16 protein-coding genes are annotated in these 14,577 nt (G+C 72.9%); 4 read left to right on the plus strand and 12 right to left on the minus strand.

Going from position 1 to position 14,577, the window contains the following annotated elements; all coding sequences use genetic code 11:
* Nucleotides 1–70 precede the first annotated feature (70 nt).
* Both BUE41_RS12850 and BUE41_RS12855 read left to right on the plus strand, forming a co-directional pair.
* On the plus strand, nt 71–1,144 hold the full coding sequence (locus BUE41_RS12850) for a saccharopine dehydrogenase family protein (protein WP_073457331.1): 1,074 nt from the start codon (nt 71–73) through the stop codon (nt 1,142–1,144).
* Nucleotides 1,141–1,989: a PhzF family phenazine biosynthesis isomerase gene (locus BUE41_RS12855; protein WP_073457290.1), complete on the plus strand. Its 849-nt coding sequence runs from the start codon at nt 1,141–1,143 to the stop codon at nt 1,987–1,989. The genes BUE41_RS12850 and BUE41_RS12855 overlap by 4 nt, the downstream gene beginning before the upstream one ends.
* A gap of 323 nt (nt 1,990–2,312) precedes the next feature.
* Here BUE41_RS12855 and BUE41_RS30185 read toward each other — a convergent pair whose 3' ends face one another.
* The 12 genes from BUE41_RS30185 to BUE41_RS12915 form a co-directional block, all read right to left on the minus strand.
* Complete coding sequence (locus tag BUE41_RS30185; RefSeq protein WP_143172118.1) at nt 2,313–2,705, minus strand: CBS domain-containing protein; 393 nt, start codon at nt 2,703–2,705, stop codon at nt 2,313–2,315.
* A 165-nt stretch (nt 2,706–2,870) separates the two neighbouring features.
* A complete protein-coding gene (locus tag BUE41_RS32675) occupies nt 2,871–3,776 on the minus strand; it encodes an Atu1372/SO_1960 family protein (protein WP_073457292.1) in 906 nt (301 codons plus the stop codon).
* Nucleotides 3,773–5,863: a xanthine dehydrogenase family protein molybdopterin-binding subunit gene (locus BUE41_RS12870; RefSeq protein ID WP_159444903.1), complete on the minus strand. Its 2,091-nt coding sequence runs from the start codon at nt 5,861–5,863 to the stop codon at nt 3,773–3,775. Before BUE41_RS12870 ends, BUE41_RS32675 begins: the two co-directional genes overlap by 4 nt.
* A 5-nt stretch (nt 5,864–5,868) precedes the next feature.
* Nucleotides 5,869–6,741, minus strand: a complete 873-nt coding sequence (locus tag BUE41_RS12875) for an FAD binding domain-containing protein (protein ID WP_073457293.1) — start codon at nt 6,739–6,741, stop codon at nt 5,869–5,871.
* Nucleotides 6,738–7,361 carry a fumarylacetoacetate hydrolase family protein gene (locus tag BUE41_RS12880; protein ID WP_073457294.1) on the minus strand — a complete coding sequence of 208 codons (624 nt, stop codon included), beginning with the start codon at nt 7,359–7,361 and terminating at the stop codon, nt 6,738–6,740. Before BUE41_RS12880 ends, BUE41_RS12875 begins: the two co-directional genes overlap by 4 nt.
* Nucleotides 7,362–7,368: 7 nt before the next feature.
* Nucleotides 7,369–7,656 (minus strand): Dabb family protein, encoded by a 288-nt coding sequence (locus BUE41_RS30765; RefSeq protein WP_073457295.1) that lies wholly within the window; start codon nt 7,654–7,656, stop codon nt 7,369–7,371.
* 44 nt (nt 7,657–7,700) lie between these two features.
* Nucleotides 7,701–8,393: a helix-turn-helix transcriptional regulator gene (locus BUE41_RS12890; protein WP_073457296.1), complete on the minus strand. Its 693-nt coding sequence runs from the start codon at nt 8,391–8,393 to the stop codon at nt 7,701–7,703.
* Complete coding sequence (locus tag BUE41_RS12895) at nt 8,390–9,409, minus strand: ABC transporter substrate-binding protein (RefSeq protein ID WP_159444904.1); 1,020 nt, start codon at nt 9,407–9,409, stop codon at nt 8,390–8,392. The genes BUE41_RS12890 and BUE41_RS12895 overlap by 4 nt, the downstream gene beginning before the upstream one ends.
* A 58-nt stretch (nt 9,410–9,467) precedes the next feature.
* Nucleotides 9,468–10,316 (minus strand): ABC transporter permease, encoded by an 849-nt coding sequence (locus BUE41_RS12900; protein WP_084754867.1) that lies wholly within the window; start codon nt 10,314–10,316, stop codon nt 9,468–9,470.
* Nucleotides 10,313–11,116 carry an ABC transporter ATP-binding protein gene (locus BUE41_RS12905; protein ID WP_073457298.1) on the minus strand — a complete coding sequence of 268 codons (804 nt, stop codon included), beginning with the start codon at nt 11,114–11,116 and terminating at the stop codon, nt 10,313–10,315. Before BUE41_RS12905 ends, BUE41_RS12900 begins: the two co-directional genes overlap by 4 nt.
* A gap of 192 nt (nt 11,117–11,308) precedes the next feature.
* Entirely contained in the window at nt 11,309–12,538 is a 1,230-nt protein-coding gene (locus tag BUE41_RS12910; protein WP_084754868.1) for a serine hydrolase domain-containing protein, read from the minus strand.
* A 34-nt stretch (nt 12,539–12,572) separates the two neighbouring features.
* Nucleotides 12,573–13,523 carry an AraC family transcriptional regulator gene (locus BUE41_RS12915; RefSeq protein ID WP_073457299.1) on the minus strand — a complete coding sequence of 317 codons (951 nt, stop codon included), beginning with the start codon at nt 13,521–13,523 and terminating at the stop codon, nt 12,573–12,575.
* 101 nt (nt 13,524–13,624) lie between these two features.
* On the opposite strand from BUE41_RS12915, the gene BUE41_RS12920 reads away from it, so the two are divergent.
* On the plus strand, nt 13,625–14,314 hold the full coding sequence (locus tag BUE41_RS12920; RefSeq protein WP_073457300.1) for an NADPH-dependent FMN reductase: 690 nt from the start codon (nt 13,625–13,627) through the stop codon (nt 14,312–14,314).
* Nucleotides 14,301–14,577 (plus strand): helix-turn-helix domain-containing protein (locus BUE41_RS12925; RefSeq protein ID WP_143172119.1); only part of this gene is annotated, 277 nt, incomplete at its 3' end. The genes BUE41_RS12920 and BUE41_RS12925, both read left to right, overlap by 14 nt.

The following is a 14,577-nucleotide window of genomic DNA, read 5'->3' on the forward strand; positions in this document are numbered from 1 at the left end:
GCTCGCGACCGTGATCGCAACCGTGATCGCGGAGTCGGGCTGGTCACAGCTCGGAGAACAAGGGGGGACCATGCCCGAGCGTCACAGTGACGATGGATCCGGCGACGTCGTCGTCCTCGGCGGGTACGGCGCGGTGGGCCGAGTCGTGACGCGGACGCTCGCCGATCTGCATCCCGGCCGCGTGGTGGTCGCCGGTCGCGACGAACGGGCGGCGGCCACGTTCGCGGCCCGCGTCCCGGGGGTGCGGGCGCGGCGGGTCGATGTGGGGCTGCCCGACGAGCTGTCGGCCGTCCTCGACGGGGCAGCGGCCGTCGTCATGTGCGTGGAGCGGGCCAACGCGGAGGTGGCCGTCGCGTGCCTGGAGCGCGGCGTGCACGTCGTCGACGTTGCGGCCACGCCGGGGGTGATCGCCGCGATCGAGGCGCTGGACGCGATCGCGGAGGACGGTGGGGCCGTGGCGGCCCTCAGCGTCGGGCTCGCGCCGGGGCTGACCAACGTGCTCGCCCGGCTGTGCGCCACCGACCTGCCCGGCGCCACGTCGATCGACATCGCACTGCTGCTCGGGCTGGGTGGCGACCACGGGAAGGACTCCGTCCGCTGGACCGTCGACGGGCTCGTCACAACGGACACCTCCGGCGCCGGGCGGGCGCGGGTCGATCTGCCCGGGTTCGGGGTGCGGTCGGCGTACCCGTTCCCGTTCTCCGACCAGCACACGCTCGCCGCCCACCTCGGCATCCCCGTGACGACCCGGCTCTGCTTCGACTCGGCCGTCCTCACCGGAGCCGCCTTCGCCCTGCGCACGGCCGGGGTGCTGCGGCTGCTGCGGGGGAGCACGGGGCGGCGCATGCTGACCTCGGCGCTGCACCGGGTCCGGCTCGGCTCCGACGACGTCGTCGTGCACGTGACGGCCACGCGCGGCGCCGAGACGCTCTCCTGGGCGGCCCGCGGACGCGACACGAGCCAGGTGACCGGGCTGATCACAGCGCTCACCGCGCACCACGTGATCACCGCTGGCCCGGCACCGGGCGTCGTGCACCTGGAGGATCTGATCGACCCGCTCGACCTAGTGGCGCAGCTGCGCGGCCACGGGATCGAGATCACCGCCGGCGGAGTCCGGCCCGACCCGGCCCGGAGACACCCATGACCCATCAGCACCCGGACGTCCTGCGGTACGCGGCGTTCACCGACGGCGGCCGCGGCGGCAACCCGGCCGGGGTCGTCCTGGACGCGGCCGGGCTCGACGACCACGCCCGCCTGCGGATCGCGGCGCAGGTGGGCTACTCCGAGACCGCCTTCGTCGAGGCGGAGGACGAGCCGAACCGGTTCCGGGTGCGCTACTTCAGCCCGCAGGCCGAAGTCGCGTTCTGCGGGCACGCCACGATCGCCACCGCCGTCGCGATCGCCGAACGCGCCGGCGTCGGAACGCTGCATCTCGCCACGCCCGCGGGGCCGATCGCCGTGGCCACCGAGACCGGCGCGGACGGCGTGACGGCGACGCTGACCAGCGTGCCCACGCGCACCCGGCCGACGAGGCCCGCAGAGCTCTCCGCCGCCCTCGCTGCCCTGCGCTGGACCGCCGCCGACCTGGACCCGCGCTACCCCGCGCACGTCGCCTTCGCCGGCAACGACCACCTCGTCCTCGCCGTCCGAGAACGGCCGGTGCTGGCTGCACTCGACTACGACTACCCGGCGCTGGAGAAGGCGATGGCCGAGCACGGCTGGACGACCGCGCACCTCGTCTGGGCCGAGTCCCCCACCCTGTTCCACGCGCGCGACCCGTTCCCGCCGGGCGGCGTCGTCGAGGACCCCGCCACCGGCGCGGCCGCGGCCGCCTTCGGCGGCTACCTGCGCGACCTCAGCCTCGTCGACCCGCCTGCTCGCGTCACGATCCTGCAGGGCGCCGACATGGGCCGGCTCAGCCGGCTGCTCGTCGACATCCGGCCGGACGATCCACGGGTGTCGGTGACCGGGACGGCGGCGCCGATCTGATCCGCACCGATTCGATCCGCGGCGGGGCGGGGCTCAGACCTCCCGCCTCGGCGTCCAGCTCCCTCGACCGAGCTGCGAACCGGCGCACTGCTGCTCGGCCCAGGCTGCCTCCACGGAGAGACTCCCCCCACCGGACCGTCGACGGGCTCGTCACGCGAGCACCTCCGACGGGTTCGCCGCACTGCGCTGGACATCCACCGCCCTGGATCCCGCCTACAAGCGCACGTGTCGTCTCACGTGGACCAGGCGGCGGCTGGTCCGTCGGGGCCTGATCGCCGTCGCCGACCGCGTGCGGCAGAGCAGGAACCGCGCCGCCGCGTGCCTCACCAACCAGGGCCGTCGCCGGCTCGAGCCGGCGTAGGACCGCCGCGCCCCGAAGGGGGGTGGGGCGCAGCGGATGCGGAGGGGGTGGCCTCGGCCGCCCCCTCCGCTGCGTCCTGAGCACGATGCTCCCCCCGGCGGGCCGCGCGCTCGGCCTCCCGCGCCGCGACGTCCTCGGCCGAGCAGAACCCCCGTCCGCTGCGCTTCAGGCACAGCAGGCCCAGCAGGGTGCCGTCGTGGTCGACGACGGCGAGCCGGCGCTGCCGCCGCGCCGCCATCGCCAGCCGCACGTCCTCGGCGTCACCGCCCGGACCGATCACCCGGCCGTCGAGGGCACCCACCGTGCTGACCGGCGCCTCGGGATCGGCCCCCTCGAGATCGGCCCGCTCCACCACCGACACCAGCGTCGGGCCGCACGTCCGCGGTCTGTGCAGGGGTCGACAGGGGCCGGCCCAGTCGGCTGCGCGGCGACGTACACCAGGACGATCCATGGGCATCGATGACCGTCACGGCAGCGTCGAACCGATCCGCACCGATCCGATCCGCGGCGAGGCCGAGGCTCAGACCTCCCGCCGCGCTGCGACCAGCTCCACCTCGACCGGGCTGCGGCGCGGCAGCCCGGCAACGCCGACGACGCTGCGGCTGTGCTGTCCGTGCTCGCCCAGCACGGCGATGACGAGCTCCGACGCGGCCGCACCGATCTCGGCGTGCCCCGAGAAGTCCGGTGCTCCGACGAGGTAGACGGTTAGCCGCACCGCGCGGACCCGGCCGAGCCCACCGGCGTGGACGTGCAGCTGGGCCAGCGCGTTCGCGGTGGCCTGTTCGGCGCAGCGCCGAGCGGTCGCCAGGTCGACGTCGGCACCGATCACCCCGGTCGCGAGCAGGTCCCCGTCGCGCAGCGGGATCTGCCCGGCCACGTGCAAGAGCCCGGCGGCCTCCACGACCGGCCGCGCAGGCGCGGACGGGGAAGGGGCGTGCTCGGGATCGTGGCCGAGCCGAGCCAGTGCCGCGGCCGGACCCGAGCGCCGGGCTGCCGCCTGTACCGCGGCGAGAATGCGCGGATGTGTCCCGCACCGGCAGAGATTGCCGGCGAGGTGCTCGCGCACCGTCTCCTCGTCGGGATCCGGGATCGCGGTGAGCAGCGCGTGCGCGGCGACGGTCATCGCCGGGATGCAGTACGAGCACTGGAACGCCTCGTGCTCGACGAACGCGTCCTGCACCGCGACGCCGCCGTGATCGGCCAGTCCCTCGGCCGTCACTATCTCCTGTCCGGCGACCAACCCTGCCAGCAGCAGGCAACTGCTCACCGGGCGGCCGTCGAGCAGCACGGTGCACGATCCGCACACCCCGATCCCGCACGTCTCCCGCACGCTGTGGTGGCCGAGCCGGTCCCGCAGCGTGTGGATGAGCGGTTCCCCCTCCGCTGCGGTGACCCGGGCCCCGTTGACGGTGAACGCGCAGGTCATGCGGGCACCTCCTCCGCTCGCTCGAGGATCGCACGCAGCACGCGTTCCGGGTGCATCGGGAGCCTGCGCAGTCGCACCCCGCACGCGGCCCGTACGGCGTTGCCGATGGCCGGCGCCGTCGGCGGCACGGTCATCTCCCCGACCCCGTGCAAATCCGCACCGGGAGCCTCGACCGCGGCGCTGCGCATCCGCGGCACGTCTCGGAACGACGGCAGCGAATAGTCGGAGAGGTTCGGGTTGGTGATCAGCCCGTCGCGGAGGCCGAGCTCCTCGAACAGGGCGGGCCCGAGCGCGAAGATCATCCCGCCCTCGTTCTGGTGCGCGACCCGGACCGGGCTCACCACCCGTCCCGCATAACAGGCCCCCGCGGCTCGCACGACCGTGATCCGGCCGGTCTCCAGATCGACGTCGACCTCGACGGCTACCCCGCCCTGGTGCCAGTGCGTGCTCGCCGGACCCTGGCCGTGCTCGTCGAGAGCGTCCAGTCCTCCGTCGCCCGTCCAGCTTCCGATCACCTCGAACGGCGGCGTCCTCCCGGCGGCCAGCGCCTGCCGCACCTGTCGGGCGGCGTCCTGCACAGCAGAACCCATCGCGAATGTCGTGCGACTCGACGCGGTCATCGAGTCGTAGGGCGCCTCGGCGGTGTCGGGCTGGTAGACGACGACCCGCTCCGGGGTCGTACCCAGCTCGGCAGCGGCGAGCGCGCGCAGGGTGGCGTGCGCGCCCTGGCCGATCTCGACACTCGCTGTGTGCAGCTCGTACGTCCCGTCCGCGCACGCCCGCAACCGGCACTCGCTGTGAGACGGCGTCAGCGTGCTCTTGATCATGAGGGCGAGGCCCTGGCCGCGGGCATGGCCGGGCCGGACGGGCTCGACGTCGATCGCGGCCAGCTCGCGGCGGAGCACAGCCAGCAGCTCGTCGTAGTGCAGGTCGTGCATGACCTCGCCCGTCGGGTACACGCTGCCATCGCGCAGGAGGTTGATCTCGCGCAGCCGGACCGGGTCGATGCCCAGGTCGGCAGCGATGTCGTCCATCTGCGACTCGTAGGCCCAGCACAGCTGGGAGGTCATCGCCCCGCGGAACGGCCCGGCCGGCACGGTGTTGGTGAAGACGGCGGTCGAGGTGACCGCGACGTTCGGCACGTCGTACGGGCCCGGGGCGCGCAACATCCCGTACCCGGCGGCGCTCTCGCTGTTGGTGGCGTACGCGCCGGCGTTCCACACAACGTCGATCAGCCGCGCGACGATGCGGCCGTCGTTCCGCACGCCGGTGCGGATCCGCACCCGCGCCGCGTGCTTGACGAGGGTGTGGAACACCTCGGCCCGATCCAGCCGAAGCCGGACCGGGCGGCCCACGTGCCGGGCCGCGAGCGCGGCAAGGGGTTCGATCGTGGTGACGACCTTCGCCCCGTAGGCTCCGCCCACGTTGAGGGCGCACACCCGGACGTGCTCGACCGGCAGCGCGAACGCCGCGGCGAGCGTCTCCCGCACCACGTGCGGGCTCTGCGTGGACGTCCACACGGTGAGCGCCTCGTCCGTCCACTCCGCGGCGGCGACGTGCGGCTCCATCGGCACGTGCGCAGCGGGCGGGCTCTCGTAGACGTCGTCGTAGACCCGGTCGGCGGTGGCGAGCGCGGCCTCCGGATCACCGTGGCGCAGCGTCCAGGCGCGCAGGACGTTGCCGCCAGGGTGGACCAGCGGAGCCTCGGGGGCGAGCGCCTCGTCCGCGTCGGTGACGTGCGGCAGGACGTCGACGTCCAGCTCCACAGCGGCGGCCGCGGCGGCGGCGGCGTGCTCGTCCTCGGCGACGACCAATGCGACCGGCTCACCCGCGTAGCGGACCCGATCGGTGGCCAGCACGGGCTGGTCGTCGGTGGCGTCGCCGAAGTGCGGCACCGGGCCGGGGAGATCAACTGCGGTCAGCACCGCGACCACGCCAGGCACCGCATGTGCCGCCGTCGCGTCGACGCCGCGCAGCTCCCCGTGCGCGACCGGGCTGCGGACGACGGCGGCGTGGAGCATCCCAGAGAGGTGCAGGTGCACGGTCATGGGCAGGGTGCCGCGCACGCGGTCGCGTGCGTCCGGCATCGGGTTCATCGCACGGCCCTCCGGTGTGCCTCGGCCAGCGCGCGCCGCACATGGACCTCGATCATCCGGCGGCGGTACCAGGCGGAACCGCGTTCGTCGTCGAGCGGATCGATCCGGCGCGCGTAGCCGGCCCCGATCTCGGCGAACACCTCGTCCGCCGCCGGGCGCCCGGCGGCGTCGGCGAGGACATCGGGCAGCAGATGCGGGACGTCGGCGACCGCGCCGACAACGACGCGGAGGTGCTCGATCCGCCCGCCGGGTGTGATCGCCATGACTGCCGCAGCACCTATGCAGGGCCGGTCCTCCGAGCCGCGGCTGGTGAACCGCAGGTACGCCGAGCCGACGCCGCGCGTCGGCCGCGGAACCTCGATCCCGGCGATCACCTCCGCGTCCTGCAGGGCGGTCTCGTAGTAGCCGACGAACAGCTCCGCCGCGGGGATGCGCCGGGCTCCGCCCGGCCCGATGACGTCGACCTGCGCGTCCAGCGCGACCAGAGCGGCGGGCGGATCCGAGGCGTAGTCGGCCTCGGCGAGGTTGCCGGCGATCGTCGCGCGGTTGCGGATGCGGACGTTGCCGACCGCACCGCAAGCCTCGGCGAACGCCGGCAGCAGCCCCCGCACGGCCGGATGCGCGGCGACGTCGGCGAGCCGTTCACCGCCACCGATCCGCAAATGCCCGTCCAGGACGTCGATCCCGCGGTACCGGGTGTCAGCGACGCTGTCCAGGCTGACCAGCGTCGACACCGAGAGCAGCCGCTGCCGCAGCATGAGAACGACGGCCGTACCACCCGCGACGAGCCGCGCATCGTCGCCGAGATCGGCGAGCAGCCGCACGGCCGCGGACAACGACGGTGGCCGACGGATGTCCTCGACGATCACGGCTCCTCCCCTGCGCGGACGACCGAGTTGGAGAGCGTGCCGATGCCGTCCACCACCACCTCGACGTGGTCGCCCGGGCGGGCGGTGGCTGGTGCGGCGGGCGAACCGGTGAGCAGGACATCGCCCGGGCCGAGCGTCACGTGCCGGGTGGCGAGCGCGAGCAGCTCCGGCACGCCCCAGATCAGGTCCCCGACCGCGCCGGAGCGGCGCACCTCTCCGTTGATCCGCAGGGTGATCAGCCGGTCTTCGAGGTCGTCGAGCGCGACGATGCGAGGGCCGAGCGGGCAGAACCCGTCGGCGCCCTTCGCGGCGAACCACTGCTCCTCGGTGCGCATCCACTCCCGCACGGCGATGTCGTTGGCACAGGTGAACCCGGCGACGTGCGCCATCGCCGCCTCCGGGGCGACGCCGCGAGTGGGGCGGCCGATGACGACGGCCAGCTCCGCGGAGACGTCGAGCGCGGCGATCCCAGCCGGACAGACGATCGGTGCGCCCGACCCGATCACCGAGCTCACGGGTTTGAGAAACAGCAGCGGCTCGACGCGGTCGGGGGTTCCCAGCTCTCGCTGCGAGTCGCGGTGGTTGAGGCCGGCGCAGACGAGCACCCGCGGCGCAGGCACAGCGGCGTCAGCTCTCATAGTCGACCGAGATCGTCGAGGTGCAGTGGTCGTCGACGGTGGCCGCGACGGCCCGGTGCGCGGGGTGCGCGCGGTAGGCGGCCAACGCGTCGAGATCGTCGAACTGGGCGACGAGGCCGAGATCGTAGGCGCGGTCGGACGCCAGTACGTTGACCCCGACGGAGATGCTGCGCAGCTCGGGCACCTGGCCGTCGAGGGAGGCGAGCGCGGCGCGGGCGCTCTCCAGGTGCCGACGCGCGTCCGGGCGGAACCGGAACAGAACGACATGCGTGATCAACGAGATGCCTCCGGTGGTCGGACAGCCGGCAAAGGCGTGGGCGATCAGTCCTCGGGCTGCTGCGCGGCCCGGACCTGGTCGAGGTAGCGGTACACGGACGGCTCGGACACCCCGAACGTCTCCGCCACGAGCGGAACGGCGCCCTTGATCAGGAATGCGCCCTTCGAGTCGAGGAATGCGATGGCCTGCAGGCGCTCGTCCTTGGTGAGCCGGTGCGGCGGGCGACTGAACTGCTTGGCGGTGTTGCGCACGAGCACGCGCAGGACGTCGACGACGGCGGCGTCGCCCAACTCGGGCGACGGCTCCCCGGGCCGGGTGTCCAGCTCGGTCATGGCGGTGAGCTGCTCCAGCGTCTCCTTCGCCGCCGCCATCGAGCTGATGTCGAGGTTGATGCAGATCGCGATGAGGGGCTCACCAGCGCTGTCGTGCAGCAGACAGGTGGTCGACTTCAGGACCCGGCCGTCCGGCAGCTCGGTCGGGTAGTTGGCGAGCACGTCCGACGGGCCGATGTTGGGCAGCACCGCGTAGATGAGGTCGCGGATCGGGTGCCCCAGCTGCCGGCCACTGATGTGTCCGTTCACCAGGTGCACGAGGGACCGGGTCGGGTCGCGCAGATCGTGGACCGCGACCTCGCAGTTGCGCCCGAACATCGCACCGATGCCGTCCGCGATCGTCTTCGCGGTGCGGATCAGGTGATCGGCCTCCGCTGAGCGGTCCCGGCGCCGTGCCGTGCTCATGTCAAGAACCGATCTTCCACGATCGAGGCCAGCGGCGGCGCGTCGGGGCGCAGCAGCCCGTTGGTCCGCAGCACCCGCTCCGTCGTGGCCTGCGCGGTCGCGTCCCAGCGCCCGTCGGCGGGTACGGCCCCCTTGAGCCGCTCCACGGCCGCGAGCAGCACCTCCCGGCCGAAGGCGGTGAAGTCGGGCTGGAGCACGTCGGCGATCTCCTCGGGGCTCGCCGTGCGGATGAAGGTGGACGCGCGTTGCAGCGCGGTCACCATCCCGACGATGGATTCGCGGTCTTCCTCGATGTCGCCGGGGCGGACCCACAACCCCTCCATCATGAACCGGGACAGCGTCGGGTCCTCGCCGGCGCTGTGATCGATCAGCGTCAGCCCGGTGCCGCGCTGCACGGCCTGCTCGCCGAACGGGACGCTGATGTAGATGACGTCGACCTGGTCGCTCTCCAGCGCAGCCAGCACCGCCGGGCCGCCGCCCAGTGCGACCAGCGTGGCCGAGTCCGGGTCGGCGCCCGCCCCGACGAGGTTGAACCGGGCGATCTGCCAGGTCAGCGCGCCCGGAGCGGTCACCCCGATGCGCAGCTCGGGCAGCACCGCCAGCTTGCGGGGAAGCGGAGTGGTTGCGTCGATGCCGAGCCGCTGCGCGGTCCGCACCGAGATCGTGGCGTTGACCAGGCAGCGGTCGAACGTGGCCGCGACGGCGGTGAGGCGGCGGTTCCCCGACAGCGCGGTGATCACCTGGCCGCCGTCGTTGATCGTGAATCCGGCGCTGCCGGCCAGCACGGCCTGCACGTCCGGTCCACCGCCGTCAGTGACCACCGTCTCGACGGCGAGCCCGACGTCGCGGAAGTAGCCGGCGCGCTGGGCGATGTAGTTCTGCGCGTAGGCGAGGGAGTTCACCGCCTGCGTCAGCCGGACCCGGCGCAGGCCGTCCGGCCCGGTGGTGGAGCCTGCGCACGAGGTCAGCACCGATCCGGCCAGGCCGAGGCCAGCCAGCGTAGTGATGCCCTGCAATGCCCGGCGCCGTGAGAGAAGGGGGTTGAGGGAGTTCACAGTGGCTCCTCAGGAGGAGTCAGAGGGTGTTCGTGGTGCGTTCGGTGCTCTCGGGCTGCCAGAACAGGACCCGCCGGGCGATCCGGTTCAGCACGAGGTCGATGAGGACCGCGACGACCATCAGGACGAAGATCCCAGCCATCGTCCCGGCGGTGTCGTAGGTGTTGGACGCGAGCTTGATCTGGTAGCCGAGCCCGGCGCTGGAGGCGATGAACTCGCCGATGACTGCACCGATCAGGGCGAACGGGATGGAGAGCTTCAGACCCAGGACGATCAGCGGCGTCGCCGCCGGGAGGATCACCGTGCGGAAGATCTGCCGCTGCGAGGCGCCCATGACGGTGGCCACCCGCAGATAGGTGGCGTCGACGCTGCGCACGCCCTGGAACGTGTTGTAGAAGACGATGAAGAACACCATCGTGATGACGAGGATCACCTTCGACAGGAACCCGATCCCGAACCACACGACGAACAGCGGGGCAAGCGCGACGCGCGGGGTGGCGTTGAGGGCCACCAGGAACGGGTCCAGCACCGCGGCGACCCGGGGCGAGCGGCCGAACACGATCCCGGCAACCAGCGCCGCCAACGCGCCGATCAAGAAGCCGATGGCGGTCTCCTGAACGGTCGTCCACAGGTTCGCCCACAGCGTCCCCGCGACGGCCGACTCCGCCAGCGCATCCGCGATCGCGGACGGCGCCGGCAGGTAGAACGGGTCGACCAGCCGGCCGGAGAATGCCTCCCAGACCGCGAGGAGCACGACGAGCAGGGCGAGGCTCTGCGCCCACACCGGCAGTCGCCTGCGGCGGACCCGTGCAGCCGGGCGCTGCTGCAGTGTCACCGTCCGGCGGGCGGTCGTCGTCGCCCGGGTCATGACGCCACCGCCGGTGCGGCGCGCAGAACCTCGTCCCGCAGGGCGTCCCACAGCTCGGTCACGAGGTGCTGGAACCGCGGCTGCTCGTGGATGTGGTCGAGGTCCCGGGGGCGGTCGATCCCGACCTCGCGGACCAGCTTGATCGAACCGGGCCGGGCTGTCATGACGACGACCCGGTCCCCCAGCAGGATCGCTTCCTGCAGGTCGTGGGTGATGAAGACGACGGTCGTGCGTTCCTCGGCGCAGATGTCCTGCAGTTGCCGCTGCTGCAGCAGTCGGGTCTGGGCGTCGAGCGCCCCGAACGGTTCGTCCATCAACACGATGTCGGGCTCGTAGACGAGCGCACGCACGATGTTCCCCCGCTGGCGCATTCCGCCGGACAGCTGGCGAGGCAGGTGGTTCTCGAAGCCGGCGAGGCCGACGCGGGCGAGCAGGGCCATGGCGCGCTCCCGCCGCTCCGCCTTCGGCACTCCGCGGATCTCCAGCGGGTACTCGACGTTCGCCAGCAGCGTCCGCCACGGGAACAGGGAGTCGGACTGTGTCACGTACCCGATCTCGACGTCGGCCTCTGCAGCCGGGCGGCCGCGGAAGCGCAGCTCTCCGGCGTCCGGCTCGTCGAGGCGGGCGAGCATGTTGAGCAGGGTCGACTTGCCGCAGCCACTGGGGCCGACGACGGTGATGATCTCGCCTTCGCCGACCGTGAGGTCCAGGTCGCGGACGGCAACCACCCGCCCAGCGCCCCTGCCGAACGACCGGCTCACACCGACGAGCTCGATGAGCGGTTCACGAGGGATCGACATTGTGCTCTCCACGGATGCGAGCGCGCGCTGTCCGGCGGTGCACGACGTGCGGGGACTCGCGACGGGGATACGACTGACGAGGCGTGCCGAGCAGCGGTCGGAACCGCGAGTTCCTCCGGCCCATGGACAGGAAGTCTGCTCCCGGCACCCACCAGGAGTCAATAGATAATTTTCGTCAGTGATAGAGAGTTATCACCGGGCCACGCACGCGCGCAGCGCCGCCACGAGGCGACGGGACCGCTCGTCGGGCAACGCGCCCATGCGGTTCGGGACGTAGGCGAAGCCGAGGTCGTAGGCGTCGTCGGCGAACACGAGCGCGCCACCGGCGCCGTCGTGGCCGAAGCTGCGCGGGCCGAGCATCGGGCGACCCGCGGAGTCGAGCATGAACCCGGTGCCCCAAGCCGAGCGGTTCTCCGGTCCGAAGACGGCGGCGCCGCTCGAGCGGGGCCGCAGCACGTCGTCGCGGACGGCCCGGCTCAGCAGCGGCGACCCACCGTGCGCCCCGACCAGCGCCGCGTGCAGCAGTGCGAGGTCACGGGCGGAGCCGGTCGCGTTCACCGCGGGCATGTCGAGGGCCCGCACGGCGGGGTCGTTGAAGTTCGTGGTGGTGCCGAGGCCGCGGATCGGGAACTGCAGTGCGCCGCCGAGGGTGAACGCGCGGGCGACGCGGGGATCGGAGAAGGCGGCCTCCTCGGCCGCAGCCAGCTCGGGGTCGTCGAACTCGAAGCGGCGGGGTTCGAGGCGCGCGATCGGCGGGTCGGCGTCGTCCGGCTCGACGCCGATGCGCACGCCGACGCCGACCGGGTCGGCCAGCAGCTCGCGGAACGCCGTGCGCGGTGCGGTACCGGTGATCCGGCGGATGATCTCGCCGACGAGCCAGCCGAACGTGAGCGGGTGGTAGGCGAAGCCCGCGCCGCGGGGCCACTGCGGGCGCTGCGCCTGCAACACCTCGACGACCGGGGTCCAGGCCTGCAGGTCGCCCAGGGTGAGGTCGGTTTCGGGGTAGACCAGCCCGGCCCGGTGGCAGAGGACCTCGCGCACGGTGTGCTCGGCCTTGCCGGCGGCGGCGAACTCGGGCCAGTACCGCGCGACCGGGGCGTCGAGGTCCAGCTCGCCGGCGTCGACGAGGGCCGCGGCGCAGGCGCTGGCCAGCGACTTCGTGCAGGAGAACGTGAGTACCCGGGTATCGGCCGTCCACGCGGCACCGGTCGTGGTGTCGGCGGTGCCGCCCCACAGGTCGACGACGGTCCGGCCACCGCGCACCACGCACAGCGCGGCACCCAGCTCGTCCTCGGCGAGGAGGCGGGCGAAGGCCACCGCCAGTGGTTCGTAGCCCGCGTCGACCCGGCCCTGGACGCCCACGTCGGCGGGGTCGGCGGGATCGGTGATGTCGTAGCCAGGGGTTCCGTCGCGCTGAACCATGCCGGGCGCCTTTCTGGCGGGGTGGACGGGGACCTCAGCGGGCCATCGGTGCGGGAGGGTGTTCGATCCTGTGCTGCGTGCGGTAGCGCCCCGGAGCGATCCCGTGCTCACGCTTGAACGCGTTCGCGAAGGCGAACTCCGAGGTGTAGCCGACGCTGCGGGCGACGCTGCCGAGCGGCGCGCGCGAGTCCCGCAACAGCCGGGCCGCGATCATCATTCGCCACCACGTCAGGTAGTTCAACGGCGCCCACCCGACCAGCTCGCGGAACCGGCGGGCGAACGCCGCGCGGGAGAGCCCGACCTCGGCGGCGAGGCCGGCCACCGTCCACGGCCGTTCCGGCCTGGCGTGGATCAGCCGCAGCGCCGCGCTGACGGCCGGGTCGGCGAGCGCCGCACCCCAGCCCTCGTCCGGCTGCTCGGCGAACCACGCGCGCAGGATCTGCACGAGGATCAGGTCGAGCAGCGCGGCCACCGCGACAGCGGATCCCGGACGGACGGCCTGCAGCTCCGCGGCGAGCAGATCGACGGCACCGCGCAGCGCCTGGTGCCGGCCGAGGCGGGCCGGGACGTGGACCACCTCGGGCAGATCGGCCACCAGCGGGTGCGGGCGGGACCGATCGAGCGGGTAGCTGCCGCAGAGCATCGCGGTGGGCGGCGCATCCGGGCCGGGGCCGTCCGGCCCGAGCGTGGCCCGGTACGACACCAGCGGCTCCCCGGGGGCGGGATCCATCTCACGCAGCGGGGCGTCCGGCCGGTCGGCCATGCCGTGCGGGGTGCCGTGCGGCAGCAGCACGACGTCGCCGAGACCGAGCGCCCGCGGTTCGCCGCTGCGCGGGATCAGCCACGCGGAGCCCTGCAGGATCACGTGGAACCCGGCGCCGGGCACGGCAGGGTAGCGCCGCCCCCACGGAGCACGGCACTCCACCTCGAACGACCGCGGCGCACCGCTGCGCATCGCCGCGATCGCCTGGCCGAGGACGTCCACCTCCGCGAGTCTAGACGCCAGGGCGAAAGCGAGACGATCGCGCATCATCGCCGGACTCAAGCGCATGGATCGTCTCCTCGGCGGCTCGTAGCGTCGGGACCATGACGAAGATCGCGATCATCCTCGGCAGCACCCGACCCCAGCGCATCGGCGAGCCGGTCGCCCGGTGGGTGCACGAGGTGGCGGCCACGCGGGGTGACGCGGAGTTCTCGATGATCGACCTGCGTGACGCCGGTCTGCCGCTGCTCGACGAGCCGCTGTCGCCGATCATGGGCCGCTACGAGCAGCCGCACACGGTGCGGTGGGCCGAGACCGTCCGACCGTTCGACGGGTTCGTGTTCGTCACGCCCGAGTACAACCACGGGATCCCCGGAGCGCTGAAGAACGCGATCGATTTCCTCTACCAGGAGTGGCACCACAAGGCGGCCGGGTTCGTCGGCTACGGCGGCGACGGCGGCGTGCGCGCCGTCGAGCAGCTGCGCCAGGTGCTGGGGCAGCTGCGCGTGGCCGCAGTCGCCGACCAGGTGGCGCTGTCGGTGTTCACCGACTTCGCCGACTTCACGGTGTTCACGCCCCGCCCGGAGCACGAGGCGGCGCTGCAGGCGATGCTGTCGCAGGTGATCGCCTGGGCGGAGGCGCTGCGACCGCTGCGGGCTAGCTGTAGTGACTCAGGACGTTGTTGTCAGTGCTCGACGGCGTGTCGGCTTGAACGAGGGGAGGGCCTCCGGGCGAGGTGGGTGTGTCTGAGGCACCTACTTCGAACCCAGGAGGCCCTCCATGGCGCACCGTAACGCCCGCACCACGGTCTATGCCCGCCGGCTGATGGTGCAGCGTCATCTGGCCGGTTGGTCGCAGGCGCGCATCGCCGAGCAGCTGGGGGTCTCTCGGCCAACGGTGAGCAAGTGGATCGGCCGGTACCGGGCCGAAGGCGAGGCCGGGCTGGAAGATCGTTCCTCGCGGCCTCACACGTCCCCGACCCGCACCGATCCGGCGGTGGAAGCCCAGATCGTGGCCCTGCGCAAGCAGGAACGCCGCGGGGCGGTCTACCTGGCCG

The organism is Pseudonocardia thermophila (assembly GCF_900142365.1).
Taxonomy (GTDB): domain Bacteria; phylum Actinomycetota; class Actinomycetes; order Mycobacteriales; family Pseudonocardiaceae; genus Pseudonocardia; species Pseudonocardia thermophila.

Bases quoted from the DNA above. Each gene is read 5' to 3' on its own strand.
- BUE41_RS12850 (WP_073457331.1), top strand. From the start codon at position 71: ATGCCCGAGCGTCACAGTGACGATGGATCCGGCGACGTCGTCGTCCTC.
- BUE41_RS12855 (WP_073457290.1), top strand. From the start codon at position 1,141: ATGACCCATCAGCACCCGGACGTCCTGCGGTACGCGGCGTTCACCGAC.
- BUE41_RS32675 (WP_073457292.1), bottom strand. From the start codon at position 3,776: ATGACCTGCGCGTTCACCGTCAACGGGGCCCGGGTCACCGCAGCGGAG.
- BUE41_RS12870 (WP_159444903.1), bottom strand. From the start codon at position 5,863: ATGCCGGACGCACGCGACCGCGTGCGCGGCACCCTGCCCATGACCGTG.
- BUE41_RS12890 (WP_073457296.1), bottom strand. From the start codon at position 8,393: ATGAGCACGGCACGGCGCCGGGACCGCTCAGCGGAGGCCGATCACCTG.
- BUE41_RS12900 (WP_084754867.1), bottom strand. From the start codon at position 10,316: ATGACCCGGGCGACGACGACCGCCCGCCGGACGGTGACACTGCAGCAG.
- BUE41_RS12905 (WP_073457298.1), bottom strand. From the start codon at position 11,116: ATGTCGATCCCTCGTGAACCGCTCATCGAGCTCGTCGGTGTGAGCCGG.
- BUE41_RS12910 (WP_084754868.1), bottom strand. From the start codon at position 12,538: ATGGTTCAGCGCGACGGAACCCCTGGCTACGACATCACCGATCCCGCC.
- BUE41_RS12920 (WP_073457300.1), top strand. From the start codon at position 13,625: ATGACGAAGATCGCGATCATCCTCGGCAGCACCCGACCCCAGCGCATC.